The organism is Cupriavidus sp. FW305-27 (assembly GCF_058787995.1).
Window position 1 is genome coordinate 18,946 of sequence record NZ_JBYTAG010000073.1, and the last position, 15,778, is coordinate 34,723.

Annotated in this window: 14 protein-coding genes; 9 read left to right on the plus strand and 5 right to left on the minus strand. The window is 66.6% G+C overall.

Annotation, left to right across the window (positions count from 1 at the left end):
• The first annotated feature begins 97 nt into the window (after positions 1-97).
• Positions 98-922, plus strand: a complete 825-nt coding sequence (locus AC3WRI_RS27635) for a hypothetical protein (RefSeq protein WP_231881401.1) — start codon at positions 98-100, stop codon at positions 920-922.
• 222 nt (positions 923-1,144) lie between these two features.
• Here AC3WRI_RS27635 and AC3WRI_RS27640 read toward each other — a convergent pair whose 3' ends face one another.
• Positions 1,145-2,131 (minus strand): tripartite tricarboxylate transporter substrate binding protein, encoded by a 987-nt coding sequence (locus AC3WRI_RS27640; protein WP_037024407.1) that lies wholly within the window; start codon positions 2,129-2,131, stop codon positions 1,145-1,147.
• Positions 2,132-2,528: 397 nt separating this feature from the next.
• Here AC3WRI_RS27640 and AC3WRI_RS27645 point away from each other — a divergent pair, with 397 nt between their 5' ends.
• From AC3WRI_RS27645 to tolA, 3 genes are all read left to right on the plus strand, one after another.
• A complete protein-coding gene (locus AC3WRI_RS27645) occupies positions 2,529-2,897 on the plus strand; it encodes a VOC family protein (protein WP_010811769.1) in 369 nt (122 codons plus the stop codon).
• Positions 2,898-3,055: 158 nt separating this feature from the next.
• Positions 3,056-3,580, plus strand: a complete 525-nt coding sequence (locus tag AC3WRI_RS27650; RefSeq protein WP_011615222.1) for a hypothetical protein — start codon at positions 3,056-3,058, stop codon at positions 3,578-3,580.
• Between the two features lie 41 nt (positions 3,581-3,621).
• Complete coding sequence (gene tolA / locus AC3WRI_RS27655; protein ID WP_010811767.1) at positions 3,622-4,374, plus strand: cell envelope integrity protein TolA; 753 nt, start codon at positions 3,622-3,624, stop codon at positions 4,372-4,374.
• A 30-nt stretch (positions 4,375-4,404) separates the two neighbouring features.
• Here tolA and AC3WRI_RS27660 read toward each other — a convergent pair whose 3' ends face one another.
• Positions 4,405-9,927 (minus strand): AAA domain-containing protein, encoded by a 5,523-nt coding sequence (locus AC3WRI_RS27660; RefSeq protein ID WP_492294487.1) that lies wholly within the window; start codon positions 9,925-9,927, stop codon positions 4,405-4,407.
• A complete protein-coding gene (locus AC3WRI_RS27665) occupies positions 9,924-11,129 on the minus strand; it encodes a M48 family metalloprotease (RefSeq protein ID WP_011615220.1) in 1,206 nt (401 codons plus the stop codon). The genes AC3WRI_RS27660 and AC3WRI_RS27665 overlap by 4 nt, the downstream gene beginning before the upstream one ends.
• 361 nt (positions 11,130-11,490) lie before the next feature.
• Here AC3WRI_RS27665 and AC3WRI_RS27670 point away from each other — a divergent pair, with 361 nt between their 5' ends.
• Entirely contained in the window at positions 11,491-11,874 is a 384-nt protein-coding gene (locus AC3WRI_RS27670; RefSeq protein WP_011615219.1) for a hypothetical protein, read from the plus strand.
• Positions 11,875-11,991: 117 nt separating this feature from the next.
• Here AC3WRI_RS27670 and AC3WRI_RS27675 read toward each other — a convergent pair whose 3' ends face one another.
• Both AC3WRI_RS27675 and AC3WRI_RS27680 read right to left on the minus strand, forming a co-directional pair.
• Positions 11,992-13,101, minus strand: coding sequence for an alkene reductase (locus AC3WRI_RS27675; RefSeq protein WP_011615218.1), 1,110 nt, complete (start codon positions 13,099-13,101; stop codon positions 11,992-11,994).
• 23 nt (positions 13,102-13,124) lie between these two features.
• Positions 13,125-13,754, minus strand: coding sequence for a TetR/AcrR family transcriptional regulator (locus AC3WRI_RS27680; RefSeq protein WP_010811762.1), 630 nt, complete (start codon positions 13,752-13,754; stop codon positions 13,125-13,127).
• 200 nt (positions 13,755-13,954) lie between these two features.
• On the opposite strand from AC3WRI_RS27680, the gene AC3WRI_RS27685 reads away from it, so the two are divergent.
• The 4 genes from AC3WRI_RS27685 to AC3WRI_RS27700 all read left to right on the plus strand — a co-directional run bounded on the left by AC3WRI_RS27685 (position 13,955) and on the right by AC3WRI_RS27700 (position 15,637).
• Entirely contained in the window at positions 13,955-14,407 is a 453-nt protein-coding gene (locus tag AC3WRI_RS27685; protein WP_010811761.1) for an Ohr family peroxiredoxin, read from the plus strand.
• 86 nt (positions 14,408-14,493) lie between these two features.
• Positions 14,494-14,730: a hypothetical protein gene (locus tag AC3WRI_RS27690; protein WP_011615217.1), complete on the plus strand. Its 237-nt coding sequence runs from the start codon at positions 14,494-14,496 to the stop codon at positions 14,728-14,730.
• A gap of 173 nt (positions 14,731-14,903) precedes the next feature.
• Complete coding sequence (locus tag AC3WRI_RS27695; RefSeq protein ID WP_010811759.1) at positions 14,904-15,362, plus strand: MarR family winged helix-turn-helix transcriptional regulator; 459 nt, start codon at positions 14,904-14,906, stop codon at positions 15,360-15,362.
• Positions 15,363-15,385: 23 nt separating this feature from the next.
• Complete coding sequence (locus AC3WRI_RS27700; RefSeq protein WP_010811758.1) at positions 15,386-15,637, plus strand: hypothetical protein; 252 nt, start codon at positions 15,386-15,388, stop codon at positions 15,635-15,637.
• Positions 15,638-15,778: the final 141 nt, after the last annotated feature.

The following is a 15,778-nucleotide window of genomic DNA, read 5'->3' on the forward strand; positions in this document are numbered from 1 at the left end:
AAGATGAAGGATACAGTTTTGCTCATTATCCAGCATGATAGAGCCTTGCCGGCGCGGAATGACTCCACCGCGCCTACACACTTGAACTCCCACTCGAATGCTGAAACGAACCGTGATGAAGATACGAGCGGCCCCAGTCTGGCGTTCGCTTGCCGCGGCCTGGCTCGCCGCAGGCGGTCTGCTCGGGACCGCGTCGCACCGCGTGCACGCCGGACAGATATGCGATGCGCCCTATGTCCATGACGGCGGACGGATCCGCTTCGAAGCGGACGGATTGACGCCGATGACAACCATTGCCTTCTTCCGCAACGTCAACGACTTCGAGCGCGACCTTTGCTCGTTCGATCTGGACATCTATTCCAGGTCCGCCCTCCGGCGCTTGATGGGGCCGCCCGTCGAGACCGTGCAGCGTCACCGGCTCGTGATTGACGAACGCTCGGGACAGCCAGTCGTGCGCAGCCTCAATGCACGCGTTCAGGCCCACGGCCAGTACACCGAGCTGGTCGGGGAAATGAGTACCAACTCGAACGGACTGCTGCTGTATCCGCCGGCGCTGACAGAGGGCCAGGTACTCCCGGCGGAAACGTTTGCGTCCCGCTACGACTTTCGTATTGTGGATCGCCGCACCGGCACCACGGTCTCTGATTTCGTTGGTTCCAATGTTCGCCTGACCTTGTCTGAGCGGACGGTGGGTCCGCTGCAGCGCCTGAAGCTTGCCACCGGCACCCTCCTCTGCTGGCCGATCCGATATACCAAGTTCGTGGATCCTGGCCGCTTTCGGCTGGTCGATACGGATATCGAACTGGAGCCGACGGTGCTCGACATGACCGACTGGTATTGTCCCGCCCGGCGATTCGTCATGCGCCAGGAAGTTCGCTACAAAAATCAGCACCAGGTTGTCGATGTGGTGGAAATTGAATAGGGCAGCCGCTGAAGGGTTTCGCCATTGGAACACCTGCATTGCATAGCGCCAATCTGTGGCGGGAAAAAGCGCCCGATCAACGGGCGCAAACGGAGACGACCACGGAGGTAAAGCAGGCCCGGCTCCAGAAAGAATGTCGCAGCAAACGGCAGCGGGGATAGCAAGGCGGGCCGACATGCCGTCCGGCCCGATGGACACGCCGACTGTCTCGCCCCCCGTCACTCAATCGACCTGTGCTCCCGAGTCCTTGACGACCTTCGCCCATTTCACCAGATCGTCCTTGATCAGAACGCGGAACTGCTCTGGCGTATTGGATGCGGCCTCTGCTCCTTGCGCGGCCAGCTTGTCCTGCACGTCCTTGCTATTCAGGACTTTGGTGGCCTCCGCATGAAGCTGGGCAAGAATTTCCTTTGGCGTACCGGCTGGCGCAAGCAACCCATACCAGGAGACCGCGCTGTACCCGGGAATGGCCTCCCCTATCGCCGGCACCTCGGGAATCAGTCTTGACCGTTTCTCTGTGGCCACGCCAAGTACGCGGAGTTGCCCCGTTTTCACGAACGGCATCACGCCTGGCAAGCTGCCGAACGTTATGGGAACCTGGCCGGCAACCACGTCAGTAGCCGCTGCCGCTGCGCTCTTGTACGGAACGTGAGTAATATCGATGCCAGCCTTTGCCTTCAGCATTTCCCCGAGCAGATGATTCAGCGTGCCATTGCCCGCGGAGGCATAGTCCAGTTTTCCTGGCTTCGACCTGGCCAGGCCAATCAGATCGTGGACAGACCTGGCCTGGATTGCGGGGTTCGTGACCAGCACGTACGGCGCCGTTGCCACCAGCGTAATCGGCTCGAAGTCCTTGACCGGATCAAACGGAATCTTCCGGTATAGCGACGGGTTGATGGTGAACGAACTGCCGACTGTCAGCAGTAGCGTGTAGCCGTCGCGCGGTGCCTTCGCGGCTACCTGGATGCCGATATTGCCACCGGCGCCCGGCCGGTTGTCGACGACAATGGGGTGGCCCAGCACCGCACCGAGTCTTTGCGCCACGATTCTCGCCACGGCATCGTTGGCACCACCAGGCGCTTGTGGAACGATCAGTGTCACCGGCTTCACCGGATACCCACTCGCCCAGCCTGAGCCGCTTATCATTAGCGCGGGAACCAAGCCTCCAGTACGGAGAAGACGCAATGCCTTCCCTTTGATACCTTTCAATTCATGTCTCCTTTGAAGCGGCATGCCACCAGTTGTGAAGCATAAGCAGCAAGCCGTGATTCGATGAGGATGAAAGAGGTGAAGGGTGTCGTAAAGCAATAAATGGCGAGCGTGCCATCGCGTTTGGTGATGGCCGAATGGTGGCTACGGGGCGGATGGTTGGAAGTGAAGCCATGCAGGATGCATCTGACCCGGCCGGACTTTCAGGCGCTAACGCCACGCCTGAAGGGATGCGCCAGCCAGGCCTGGCCTGGCCTGCAAGGCAAGGTTGCCGTCATTGCCCGCGCTGGCTACGCTGCAAGCGTGGCGCACGCCAGCTTCTGCGTGACGGCCGGCTGGCCGTCCCCGGCCGGCTTGCTCGCCGTTCCTTGCACATATCCTTCCCGGAGATTGCGGCATGGCCATCCAGCTCAACCACACCATCGTCTTTTCTCACGACAAGAAGGTCTCCGCCGACTTCCTCTGCGAGATCCTCGGACGTCCCCCGGCCGAGCCGTTCGGGCCGTTTCTCGGCGTGCGGCTGGACAATGACGTGACCCTGGACTTCATGGACGCGGAGGGCGATGTTGCCCTGCAGCACTATGCCTTCCTGGTCAGCGACGCCGAATTCGATCAGGGCTTTGCCCGCGTCCGCGCGCGCAACCTGACCTACTGGGCGGACCCGTACCGCCGCCGCCCAGGCGAGGTCAACACCGACGATGGCGGCCGTCGGATCTACTTCGAGGATCCGAGCAAGCACTTTCTGGAGATCTTTACGAAGGGCTAGTGTCCTGTCATGAGCCTTTGACGAGACACTGGCGCCCTGCCACGCCAGCTCGATGCTTTGCAGCGTTGACTGCGCTTGGTTGATGCGGTTGCACCCCATAGAATGAAGTTGCGCCTTGGAAAGCGGCTCTGGTTTCTGCCGCATCAAAGGAGGATGTCATGGAACTTCATATGCAATCGCATCGCTACGCGCACCGGTGGCCGGACTGGCGTGCGGCGGCGCTGGCGGGCCTCGTCGCCGGGGTGGTATTCCTGGTGCTCGACTTGCTGGCGGCCATGCTGATGGGGGCCAGCGTCTGGAAGCCGCTGACCATGATCGCGGCCATCATGCTGGGCCCTGATGTGCTGGCGCAAGCTGCCACCTTCCAGATGAGCGTGCTGGTAGCGGCCGTGGTGGTCCACTTCGTGCTCTCTGTCGTGTTCGCGGTGATCCTGGCAGCGATCATGGCGCCGTTCCGTTTCGATTCGAGCGTCGGCATGGCCTCGGTGGTGGGGGCGCTGTTCGGCCTGGTCCTGTACCTGGTCAATTTTCACGGCATGACTGCCGTCTTCCCATGGTTTGCCGAAGCGCGAGGCTGGGTGACCGCCATTGCCCACATCGTGTTCGGCCTGGTCGCGGCTGACTCGTATCTGAAACTGGAGCGGCACGTGGATGCGTCCGCCGGCGGAACTGGCGGTACCTAGGAGAGCAAGCGCAAAACGAGCAGCGGCAAGGCGCGCGATCCATGCAGACCGTCGCCTATCCCTATCAGCCAGTGCCTGAACGGGGCACCCTGAGGTGCTTCCTGCTGGCCTTGTTCATGCACCTGCTGCTGGGTGCCCTGCTCTACTATGGCGTGCGCTGGCGCAGCGCGGCGCCGGAGGGTATCGCGGCCGAACTGTGGGAGGCGATCCCGGAAGCCGCAACGCCAGCGCCTGCAATCACGCCGGCGCCAAGCCCGAAGCCGGTCGAAGAGGAAGACGCCGACATCTCGCTGCAGGAAAAGCAGCGCAAGGCCGAGCAGGCCGCGCGCGACCAGGCACAAGCACGGCAGCGCGAGAACCAGGCCCGTGCCGAAGCGGCCCGCAAGGAGGCGCAGCGCAAGGCGACGGAAGCGCAGCGCCAGGCCGACAATGCCCAGCGCCAGGGCGAACTGGCGCGATTGCGGTCGCAGGCGGGCAATTCGGGAACACGGGTCGGCTCCGGCTCCGGCACCAAGCCTTCGTCCGGTTATGCCGAGCGGGTCCGGCAGCGGGTCAAGCCGAACATCATTTTCAATGAAGACGTCAGCGGCAATCCGGCGGCGGTGGTGGCCGTGGGCATGGCGCCGGATGGCTCGGTGCTGTCGACGCGGCTCGCCAAGTCAAGCGGCAATGCGGCCTGGGACAACGCCGTGCTGCGCGCGGTGCAGCGATCCGACCCGCTGCCGCGCGACGAAAACGGCGTTGCACCGTCCAATATCCTCATTACTTTCTGGCCCAAGGACGAAGGCGGCTAGTAGTGCCGCCTCCTGTGCCCTGTCCAGGCGCTACGCCTCTATGTAGCCCTTGCGCAGTTTCTCCGCCACCAGCTTGTCCGCCTCGCGCCGTGCCCGCTCGGCGCTGTCGAAGGTCTTCACGCTGGTCTGCCCTGTGCTGCCGATGCGGCCGTAGGTGACGGAGAGCTCCGCCCCGCGTACGCTGGCACGCCAGAACTTGCGCGATGTGCCCTGTTCGAAGCGCAGGCTCCGAACCAGTTCCGCTTGCGCAGCCGATGCCGTCGCCGCGTCCGTCCGGGCCTCGCCCGTTGACGCCGGATCCTGCGCCGCGGCCGGCTTCGCCAACGGCACCGGCATCTCGACCTCCACGTCCAGCGCGCGATCCTCGCCATCGGCCAGCATGGCCTCGATGCGGGCCAGCACCGCGTCCCGATCGTCGAGCCAGTCCTTGCCGGGGATGTCCAGCACCAGCCAGCCGAAGCCGCGCAGGACGCCGGGGCGGAACACATAGCGCTCGGCGGTGTCCGTCACCGGCTCGGACGGCGCATCGAGCAGGATCGCCAGCGCGTAGCCTTGTCCCGACGGATCGGCGATGGCCAGGTCGCAGCGGAACTGCGAGCGGCCGACGTTGGCGTGCACCTGGTGGCCGCGCGCACGCAGCGCCTCGGCCAGTGCGTCGCGGACGCTGTCCGGCGTGGCCTCGCGCGTGAAGGCGTCGCGCGCGCCGGGGTTCAGCGCGCCGAGCACCGACTGGGCGCGTTCGAACTGCCCGCGCGCGCTGGCCTGCGCGAACTGCAGGAACGCACGCAGCGCGGCCGCGCCATCGTTGTGCACGTTGGTGATCGCCTCGGCCTGGATCGTCGACACCACCGCCATCCGATGGCGCGCGCGGCTGAAGATCACGTTCAGCCGCTTCTCGCCGCCGCGCTGGTTGATCGGGCCGAAGTTCATCAGCATCTTGCCGTCCGGCCCCGGCGCGTAGCAGATGCTCAGGATGATCACGTCGCGCTCGTCGCCTTGCACGTTCTCCAGGTTCTTGACGAACAGTCCGTTGAACTGGTCGTCGTCCTCGCGCACGTACTCGCGCTCGAGGCGCATCGCGAAGTCCGCGTCCTCGGCGGCCAGCGCCTCGAGCGCGGACTCGATGGCGCCCTGCTGCGCCTCTGAAAACGCCACGATGCCCAGGCTCAGCCCGGTCTCGCGCCGCAGCAGCTCGCGCACGGTCCGGGCGATGTAGTTCGCCTCCTGCGCATTGCGGCGCTCCGCGTAGACGCCGTCGGCCAGCCGGTGGAAGCTGACCGGCCGCGCCAGCAGCGCGTCGGCGCCCGCGATGCCGGCATCTTCCTGGTCCGAACGCAGCGCAGGCGCCTCGTCCTCGGCCTGCTCCAGCAAACGGTCGGGAATGGTGACCAGGCGTCCGTCGTAGAACGCCGCGTTGGAAAAGCTGATCAGCGACTCGTGACGGCTGCGGTAGTGCCACGCCAGCAGCGTGGCGGGCAGGTTGCGCGCGGCCTGGTTCAGCAGGCTGTCCGAATCGAGATTGATCGCGATGCGCTCGCCCTCCTCTTCCACGACGATCTCGTCGTCGCCCTCGGCACCGCCGGCCGTGAAGAAACTTGTCGGCGGCAGCTGCATCTCGTCGCCGACCACCACCACCTGGCGCGCGCGGCTCAGCGCCGGCACGGCCTCCTCGGTCGGAATCTGGCTGGCCTCGTCGAAGATCACCACGTCGAACAGATCAGGCGACAGCGGCAGCGTGTCGGACACCGACAATGGACTCATCAGCCAGATCGGCTTCAGGTCGTTGATGACGAGGCCGGTCTCGTCGTCGCAGAGATCGCGGATCGAGCGGTGGCGCATGCTCTTGCCGAACTCGTGCTCCAGTTCGCGGCGACCCGTGGCGTATTGTTTCTTGAACGCCTTGCCGTCGGCGTCCAGCATCGTGGCCGACAGCGAGGACACGCGCACGTGCTCGGCAAACTGCCGGTGCCGCGTGGCGCGAACCACTTGCGCGTTCAGCGCGAGCAGTTCACGCTGCCCTTGCGCCACGGCGCGCGCAGCCTGCGCCAGCGCCGCGCCGCCAAAGCGCGCCAGCACCGGGTTCTCGCGCGTGAGACGGCGCAGTGCCTCATCGGCGACCAGCGCCTCGAGCTGCACCGGTGCGTGATCGAGCCACTGCAGCGTGGCGGCACAGGCGGGGTCGCCCGCATGCACCGCGCGCAACAGCGGCAACAGGTCTGGCAGGTCGTCCAGCGCCTCGCGCAGGTCGCGCAGCAGTTCGGCGATGTCGCCGAGGCGCGCATCGGCGGCCAGCGCCAGCCCGTCGCGTACACGCTGCGCGAGCTTCTCCAGCGACTCGCGCGCACCGGCCTCGGCGCGCGCCGCCGCGACCGGGTCGACAGCCTGGCGCAAGTGCGCGACCAGTTCGCGCGGGCCTGCGCCCGACTGCAGGCGCCGCTCGAGTTCGCCGAGCGCGCGCAGGAAAGCCCGCATCTCGCCGACCCCGTAGCGGCGGCGGCTGTCGGCATCGGCCGCCGCCAGCGCGGCGCTCGCGGCGTGCTCAGCGGCCAGCGCTTCCAGCACCTTGCCGTAGCCCGGATGGACGGCGTGCTTGCCGAAGTCATAGCGGCGCTTCAGTTCGCCGCGCAGCCGCCACCATGCGGGCTGCAGCCAGCGCGCGAACGACGGCTCCAGCCGCCGCGCGAGCGCCAGCGCCGATTCGGTATCGCCGGGGCTCAGCTTGTCCTGCCAGTTAGACGTTGCGGCTTGCGCGTCGGCGAGTGCCTGTGTGCGCGACTCCAGCTCCGCGCGGATCTCGCGCAGCGCGGCTTGCGCCGGCGAGGCCGCGTCGAGCAGGTCCAGATGCGCGGCCAGGCCCGTGTCGAGCAGCCACTGGCTGTCGGCGGCGATTGCGCGTGCCTGCTCCAGCGCGGTGTCCTGGCCGGTCAGGCTGGCGGTACTGTCGAGCAGCGGGTCGAGCGCATCGAACAGCGCCTCGGCGTCACGGCACAGCTGCTCGGCGCGGCCATAGGCGCGCTCGTCGGCCAGCAGTTGCGGCGACAGGCGCGCGAACGGGTGCGCGGCCAGGCTGTCGACACCGAAGCGCTCGCGCATCGCGCGGTGCACGCGGTGCGCGAGATCGCGCTGACGGTCCCAGGCGGCCAGCGCCGGCAGGCGCTCGCGCAGCGCAGGCCCTGCCTCGGGCACAGCGGGCAACGCGGCCACGCGGCGCAGCAACGCACGCACGCTGTCGCCGAGTGCCTCGGGCGCGCTGGCCATCGCCGACTCGAATGCGTCGATGCGCTGCTGGTATGCGGCCAGCGCCTCGACGACCTGCGTGCGGCGCGCAGCCAGCGCGTCGCCATCGTGCGGCTGCGCGATCCACTGCTCGTAGCAGGCACGCAGGTCGGCAATAAAGGCCTTCTTGTCGGTCTGCGAGTCGTGGATCAGGGAGCACAGCGAGTCCAGCCCGCTTTGCTTGAGCCGGTGGAACACCACGTCGAGCGCGGCGCGCTTCTCGCAGACGAACAGCACGCGTTTGCCGCGGCCCGCGTAGTCGGCGATCAGGTTGGTGATGGTCTGCGACTTGCCAGTGCCCGGCGGGCCCTGGATGATGAAGCTGCGCTGGCTGCGCGCGAGGCCGACCGCGGCGTTCTGCGTCGCATCGGCCCCCACCACGTTCCACTGCTCGGCCGGTGCGAGCGGCGCGGGCACTTGCGTCTCCACGTCGCGCGGATCGATCGAGAACACGCGGTCGAATGCCGGATTGGCGCCGGGCTCGTCCAGCAACTGCGCGTAGTCGCGCACCAGCGACATCTTGCGGTAGTTGAAGTTGGCGAGCGTCACCTGCGTCAGGTCCAGGTCCCAGGCATAACGGTGGCCTTCGGACTCCTCGAGCACGTAGCCCTGGCGCTCGTCGCTTTCCGCGGCGGCGGGGCCGCTCATGTGTGGCTGGCGCGGACCGGCGCCCGGTGCGGCGCCCGCCTCGAAGCGCTGCGGCAGCTCGCTCGGCCGCACCCAGTGCTCGAACAGCGCGCGTCCCAGCGGCCGGTAGTCGTCCTGCGCATAGCTGTACGGCGGCAGCCAGCCACCGGTGCGCGCGGCGGCCGGGCCCGGCTTGCGGCGCTGGAACTGCTGCATCCGCTGCAGCGCCTTCTGCCGCACCAGCCGCACCGCGGCCTTGTCGACCAGGCGCAGCTCCACTGACGGTTCCGAGCGGCGGATCTGCGCGAGGATGCCGGCATGGATCTCCTCGAGCGAGATCTTGCCGAGATCCACCGTCTCGTCCAGCCGGATGTCGTACAGCTGGCTCAGGTAGTGGCGCAGCACCGGGTTGAACTCGGCCTCGCCGCCCGCGCACTGGATCACGTACTGGTCGCGCACGCCCTTGCGTTTGACCAGCTCCACCGGCAGCCACAGCAGCGGCGTCACGATGCGCTCGTCCGGCGCCTCCTTCAGGTTGTGCCAGCGCAGGAACGCCACCACCAGGCGCAGGTTGCTGAAGCCATACTCGGCGCGGTCGCGGCGGGTCTCGGCGATCAGGCGGTCCAGCGACGCCGGCAGGTAGGGCTGGTCGTCGAAGCGCAGCCAGCGCTGCAGCGACACCGGCTTGCCCGCCACCAGGTCGGCTGCGAACGGTCCGCCCCAGGTGCAGATATGCTCGGGCCGCACGCTTTCGATCTGCAGCATCAGCGGCACGCTGGCCACGGTGACGTTGACGCTGACCGCGGTCGGACGGAAATGCAGCAGGCGGTTGCGCCGCGACAGATCGAACAGGCGGTCGCGCAGGTGCGTGAGCACGGCGGCGCGGCGCGGCGTGGCACCGGTCGTGCCGGCCAGCGCACGCTCGACGTCCAGGCCGAGTGGCTGGTCGCGCCACGTGCGCAGCCGGGTCGCCAGCGCGGCGACATCGGTGGCGCGGTCGTGGCGGTTGATCTCGGTCATCTCGACGATCACCGCGGCGACGATCGGATGCAAGCGCTCATGCAGCAGGAACAGGTTGCGGCGATGCGCCACGAAACTGCGCAGGTCGTCCTCGTCGGCGAAGTCCAGGCCGCAGGCCAGGCTCGCCAGCACCATGCCGAGCAGGAAGATGTCGCCGATTTCGTCGTGGTGGCCGACGAGCCGTTCCCAGCTGGCCGGGCCGGGCAGGTAGACCGGGCGCGCGACGGGCGCCGTAGCGTCAAGCTGCAGCGCCAGGTCGGCCTGGTCGCGCTGTCCGTCGTCGGCATGGCCGAGCTGCAGCGCGCCGACGATGTTCAGGCCCGAGGCCGGATGCGGCTGCACGCGATGCACCGCGCCGATGTCCATGACGGGCGCCTCGCCATCGGGCCGGCGCAGGCGCAGCGCCCCATCCTCGTCCACCAGGATGCTGTCGCGATCGAGCGCGGCCACCCTGCCCTGCGCGTGCAGCGTGGCAACCTGCGCGAACAGCGGCAGCACCAGCACCAGGACGTCGTCGGTGGGCAGCGCCGCGCCCGCCTGCGCCTCGATCAGGGCGCGCAGCATGCGCGGCTCCCCGCTGCCGGTCATATCCGGAATGGTATTGGTGCCGTGGGTCGTGCTGTCAGTCATGCCCGGCCCTCCCTGGCCAGTTCGCGGTGGAGTTGGCGCTGGTAGCGGTCCAGCTCGCGCTTGCCGAAGCCGGCGTCGCGGCGCAGGTTGCCATGCAGCGCTTCCAGGCTGCCGAGCGCCTGCGCCACCTGGCCGGCGCGCAGCAGCGCCGCGTCCTGCTGGTCGGGGTCGGCGAGCGCCAGGTCCATCATCAGCGCGTTGAGGTAGCCGCGCACGCTGTCGTCGGCCACGTCCGGCCCCAACCCCTCGGGGCCGATCGCTGGTTCGTCGTCGCGCCAGTCGGGGAACATCATGCGCACTTGCGCGAGTACTGCCTCGCTCGCCAGCGGCGTGCCGGCGAGGAAGTGGGCCAGGAAGCCGCGCGTCAGCGCCTGCAGGCGGATCTGTCCCGGCAGGTCCAGCTTCTCCAGCGCCAGCGGGCCGTGCAGCCGGGTTTCGATCCATGGATCGAGATCGGCCGCGCCCTCCCACCACAGCGCCAGTGCGCGCGCCCGGATAAAGGTCTCGGGATGGCTGTGGGCGGCGCTCGCGCCCGCTTCGTGGGCCTCGATCTCGGCCGCCTGGCGCAGGTAGGCGGCCGCGTCCACGCTGCCGATGCCGGTCTGCACCTTGACCAGCGTCGACACGGCCGGCGCCACCGCACGGGCGGCCACGGCGCCGCCGCGGTCGGCGAACAGCTCGGTGTGCAGCGCGTAGCGGCGCCAGGTCTCGCGATGGCTGGCGCTGGCGCCGGGCGCGGCCAGCGCGTCGTTCAGGATGCGGTCGGCCACCAGGAACTGGCCGTCGTCGCGCGACCACAGCAGGTAGTGGGCCAGTTCGTGGCCGAACACCGCCAGCAGCTCCGGCGGCGACAGCCGATCCAGCAGCGGCCCCTGCAGGATGATGTGGACCTCGCCCGGCACGTAGACCAGCGACGCGTTCATGTCATGGCCCGGCGACTGGTAAAGCGTCGCGGGGGCGTCGATGCCGAGGCGCGCCATCGCCTCGGCCAGCGCCGCGTGCACGTCGGCATGTGCGTCCGCCTCGAGGCGGTAGGTGTCGCGCAGCAGCATCGAGCGCAGTGCCTCGCGGTGATCGGCGCCGGTCGCGCGGGCGCCGGCCCAGCGCCAGACCTCGGGCTCATGGCGGCGCAGGTAGTCGACCACCGTTGCGTGATAGGCAAGCGGCACCAGCGCGCCGCGATCCGGGGCGTGAGAGTCCATGCGGGACGTTCCAGGGTTGCGTGGAAGCCGATTCTACAGGGGGAGCATGGCGTTGGCGCCGTCCATCAGCGCGGGCAATGCCCGCACTGGCCTGGCGAGCATGACGTTGTCGGGAGCAGTTGGAGGCGGGGATGCCGGCGCGAGAAGCGGCTGATGGCTGAAGCTGTTGGTTTGGGTGGGCGGCTGATACGCCGCAAGTTTGTTTCTGCCCAACATTTACTCCGCCAGCCGGGCGGAATTCGCTGATGACGGGGCTGCGACTCCATTTTTGTCGGTCCGCATCCGGTGGCACAGCTTCTGCGTATAAGCGAGAGGACGCCCGCCGCGTTCTGCCCTCCTTACCGCAAATCGGAGTACCGCCATGATCCGCCAGCTCGCCAACACGATCTTCGCCACCGCCGCGATTGCAGTCGCCTGCACTGCCGGCATTGCCCATGCCGCCGCCCGCGACAGCGCTCCTGCCGGCGACAAGTCCGGCTACACCTTCCGCATCGACATGCGCGACGTCTATAGCGAAGCTGCGCGGGCCGGCCGCTTCGACGTCTTCATCGACGGTACTCGCGTTGAGGCTTCACCCGTCAACGAGCAGTCCGTTTCCGGCCTCGACCGCAGTGGCGTGTCGGCCGACCCTGCCCGCAAATTCGACATCTACACCGACGGCGCGCTGGCCGGCATGGACCGCAGCGGGGTATCGGCAGATCCCGCGCGCAAGTTCGACGTCTATACCGATGGCGCCTTGGCATAAGCCCGTGCATAGCAAGCCTGCCTCAGGCAGGCAGCCATCGTCAAACGCGCTTACGCGCCCTTTGGAACGTATTTCTCCCGGCTCCGAAGGGCGCTTTTTTTCTGGCCGGAGCCCGCGTCAGCCCAGCTCGGGGTAGTCGACGTAGCCGTGCGCACCGTTGCCGCCGTACAGCGACGCGTCTTCAAACGGACGGTTCAGCGGCTTGTTTTCGCGGAAGCGGCGCGGCAGGTCGGGGTTGGTGATCATCTTGCGGCCGAACGAGACCATGTCGGCACTGCCACGGCGAATCGCCTCTTCGGCCATCTCCTTGGAGTAGCCGTTGTTGACCATCCATACGCCGGTGTACAGGCGGTGCAGCGCTTCATAGTCGAACGGGGCGTTGTCGCGCGGGCCGCCGGTGTGGCCTTCCACGACATGGATATACACCGGATGCAGCTTCTCCAGTTCACGCACGACATATTCGAACAGTGGCTGTGGGTTGCTCTCCAGCGCGTCGTTGACGGGCGAGACCGGCGCCAGGCGAACGCCGACCCGGTCGGCACCAATCTCCTTAACCACGGCAGCCATGACTTCGAGCAGGAAGCGCGCGCGGTTTTCGATGCTGCCGCCATACGCGTCGGTGCGATTGTTCGTGCCATCGCGCAGGAAGGCGTCAAGCAGGTAGCCGTGCGCGCCATGGACTTCGACACCGTCGAAGCCGGCCTGGACGGCATTGGCTGCAGCGGTGCGGAAGTCGTCGACAATACCAGCGATCTCGGCCGTCTCGAGCGCGCGCGGGACCGAGCATTCGACGTAGCCTTTGCCATTGATATAGGTCTTGGCATTGGCAGCGATGGCCGACGGTGCGACCGGGGCCTGGTTGTCCGGCTGGAAGTGCGTGTGCGACATGCGGCCGGTGTGCCAGATCTGCAGGAAGATCCTGCCGCCCTTAGCGTGGACCGCATCGGTCACCTTCTTCCAGGCAGCAATCTGCTCGGGGGTGTAGACGCCCGGCGTATTGGTGTAGCCCTGGGCAGTGGTCGAGACCTGGGTGGCTTCAGCGATGATCAGGCCTACGCTGGCGCGCTGGCTGTAGTACTCGACCACCATGTCGGTCGGCACCAGGTTGTCGTCGGCCCGGCTGCGCGTGAGCGGCGCCATGGCCATGCGGTTGGCCAGTTCGAGCTTGCCCAGCTTGATTGGCTGGAACAGCGCGTCGGCGAGGAAGGCTTCGTTCTGTACACCCATGAATCACTTACTCCGTAGTTGGTCTATGGCTTGTTGCGGCGAGAACCGCCGTTAGCGGCCGGCTGGAACAGGTGGTCAAACATCAGGTCGACGCTGCGGCGCAGCGGCTCGACAGAGCATTCGAGCTTCATGCGCAGCAAGGCGCCCTCCCAGGCATCCCACGCCAGCCCGGATAGCTCGGCAGCCGCTATGTCGGCACGGATATCGCCGTGCGCCTGGGCCTCGCAGATCATGCTGGCGAGGCGTTCGCGCCACGCCAGTTGCGCGGATTGCAGGGCGGCCCGGCAGACTTCGCTCGACAAGGCAATCTCCGCCGCGAAGTTACCTATCAGACACCCAGCCTGCAGCTTCCTCGATTCGTGGTACGCAATCATCCGGGCAAAGACATAGCGGATCGCTGCCATTGGCGCAGACGGCGCCTCATCGATCATCGCCTCCCACGACCGCTGCAGGAAACCCGCGTATTGCGCGACGATGACCGCCGCGAACGCTTCCTTGCTCTCGAAATGGTTGTAGAACGACCCCTTCGGCACGCCGGCGTGGTCGGTGATCTGCTGGATGCCGGTGGCGTTGTAGCCGTGGCGCGTAAACAGTTCGCGCCCCGCCTTCGTCAAACGGTTGGGGATGTCGGTCTTGTCTGCAGTGCGTGCCATGGCGGAATAATATGACCAGTCGTCTTAAGATGTCAAACAGCACTGCGCAAGCGTAGGCAAGGACGCATTTCCGGCCCTCTTCCGGGCACACGATATTTTTCCTTGACAAGGGAAGCCCCATGTTCCACTATGCATTCCATCGCATGCGATCTAAGCGGATGCGATTCAAATACAACTGACAACCACCAGAGATCCATTCCATGAGCAAGATCGAAAAAGTCCTCGCCACCGGCAAGACCCACACCATGCACAGCAGCGCCGGCGTTACCTCACGCGGCCACAACGGCACGCTGGACATCGCGCTGTCGCCCGGCAACAGCACCACCCCGGCGCACGTGTTCACGACCGTCCAGCCCCACCCGACCGCGGAACAATTGTTCGCGGGTGCCTGGTCGGCGTGCTACATCGCCGCGGTCGGCCTCGTGGCCAAGGAGATGAAGCTGGAACTGCCGTCCGACCTGGCCGTGGACATCGAAGTCGACCTGGGCCAGACCGGCGCGGATTACTTCCTGCAGGCACGCCTGAATCTGCGCGCGCCGGGCCTGCCGCAGGATGTCGCTACGCAACTCGCTCACGCCGCCGATGCGATCTGCCCCTACTCGAAGGCAACCCGCGGCAATATCGAGGTGGCGCTGAACGTGTTTACGTCGTAACTCCCTGACCTTTTCGTTATTTCCCATTAGTCGTATGCGATGTAATCGGATACGACTAAACATCACCTGATACAAGGATGCATACCATGACCACGCTCATCTCCATCGCCCGCTACACCGTTGTCGCCGCCGCTCTGTTGACCGCCGCCGCCGCGCAAGCCGCCGGTTCGGCGCGCGACCCTTTCACCGAGGGCGCTCGCTCGGTCACCAGCGCAGCCGATCCGTACACCGACGGCGCACGCTCGGTACACGGCACGCGCAGCCCGTACTACGACGGCGCCCGCGGCAAGGTCGACCCTTACCTCGACGGCGCACGCGCCTGAGACCGCGTAGCGCCGCGGAGGCCAGATTGTGCGCACGATTCTCTGCCGGTTCCGGGCGCCCTTCCCTCGGGCTCCAGGAACCGCCGCGGAAAGTTATCGCACCTGCGATAAAATCGCATACGATCTATAATCGACGCTTGCGATCCATCCGTCTTTGGCCAACGAGGCAGCAAATGAAACCCACCGACAAGCCCGCCGCAACCCCGATGCTCTCGGACTTCCTGTGCTTCGCGGTCTATTCCGCGAACCTTGCCTTCGGCAAGGCCTACAAACCGGTCCTTGAGCAACTGGGGCTGACCTATACGCAATACATCACCATCGTTGCGCTATGGGAGCAGGACGACCAGACCGTCGGCAGCCTGGGAGAGAAGCTGTTTCTCGAATCGAACACCCTGACGCCGATCCTGAAGAAGCTGGAGGCGATGGGCTATGTGGAGCGGCAGCGCGACCCCGAAGACGAGCGCCAGGTACGTGTGCGCCTGACCAAGGCCGGCCGCAAGCTGCGCGAGCGGCGCCTGGAATCCAGCCTCGCCGGAGCGACCGGCCTGGCCCCGGACGAATTCGCCCGGATCCAGAAGGCAGTTGCGTCGCTGCGCAACAACCTGATCCAGTCGGTGAAAGACAGCGAATGAACCAGCACACAGGATCCATAGCCATGACCAGCACAGCCGCCCAGTACAGCCCGATCAGCTGCGAGTTCCACGACCGCCTGGAAGACCTCGCCACCGTGCGCAGGCCCACGCAGATCCACTACCGCGACGCCGATGGCTTGCTCCAGCAGCGCACCGAGACCATTACCGACGTGTACAGCCTGGGCGGCGCCGAATATCTGACGCTCAAGACTGGCGAGACCCTGCGCCTGGACCAGCTCCTGGAAGTCGACGGCGAGAAGCTGGCGGACTACTGAGCCCGCAAGATTCCGAGCCGGAAAAGACAAAACCCCTCGCAGCACACGCTGTCGAGGGGTTTTGGGAATAAGAGCCTGGCGATGACCTACTTTCACACGGGAATCCGCACTATCATCGGCGCGGAGCTGTTTCACGGACCT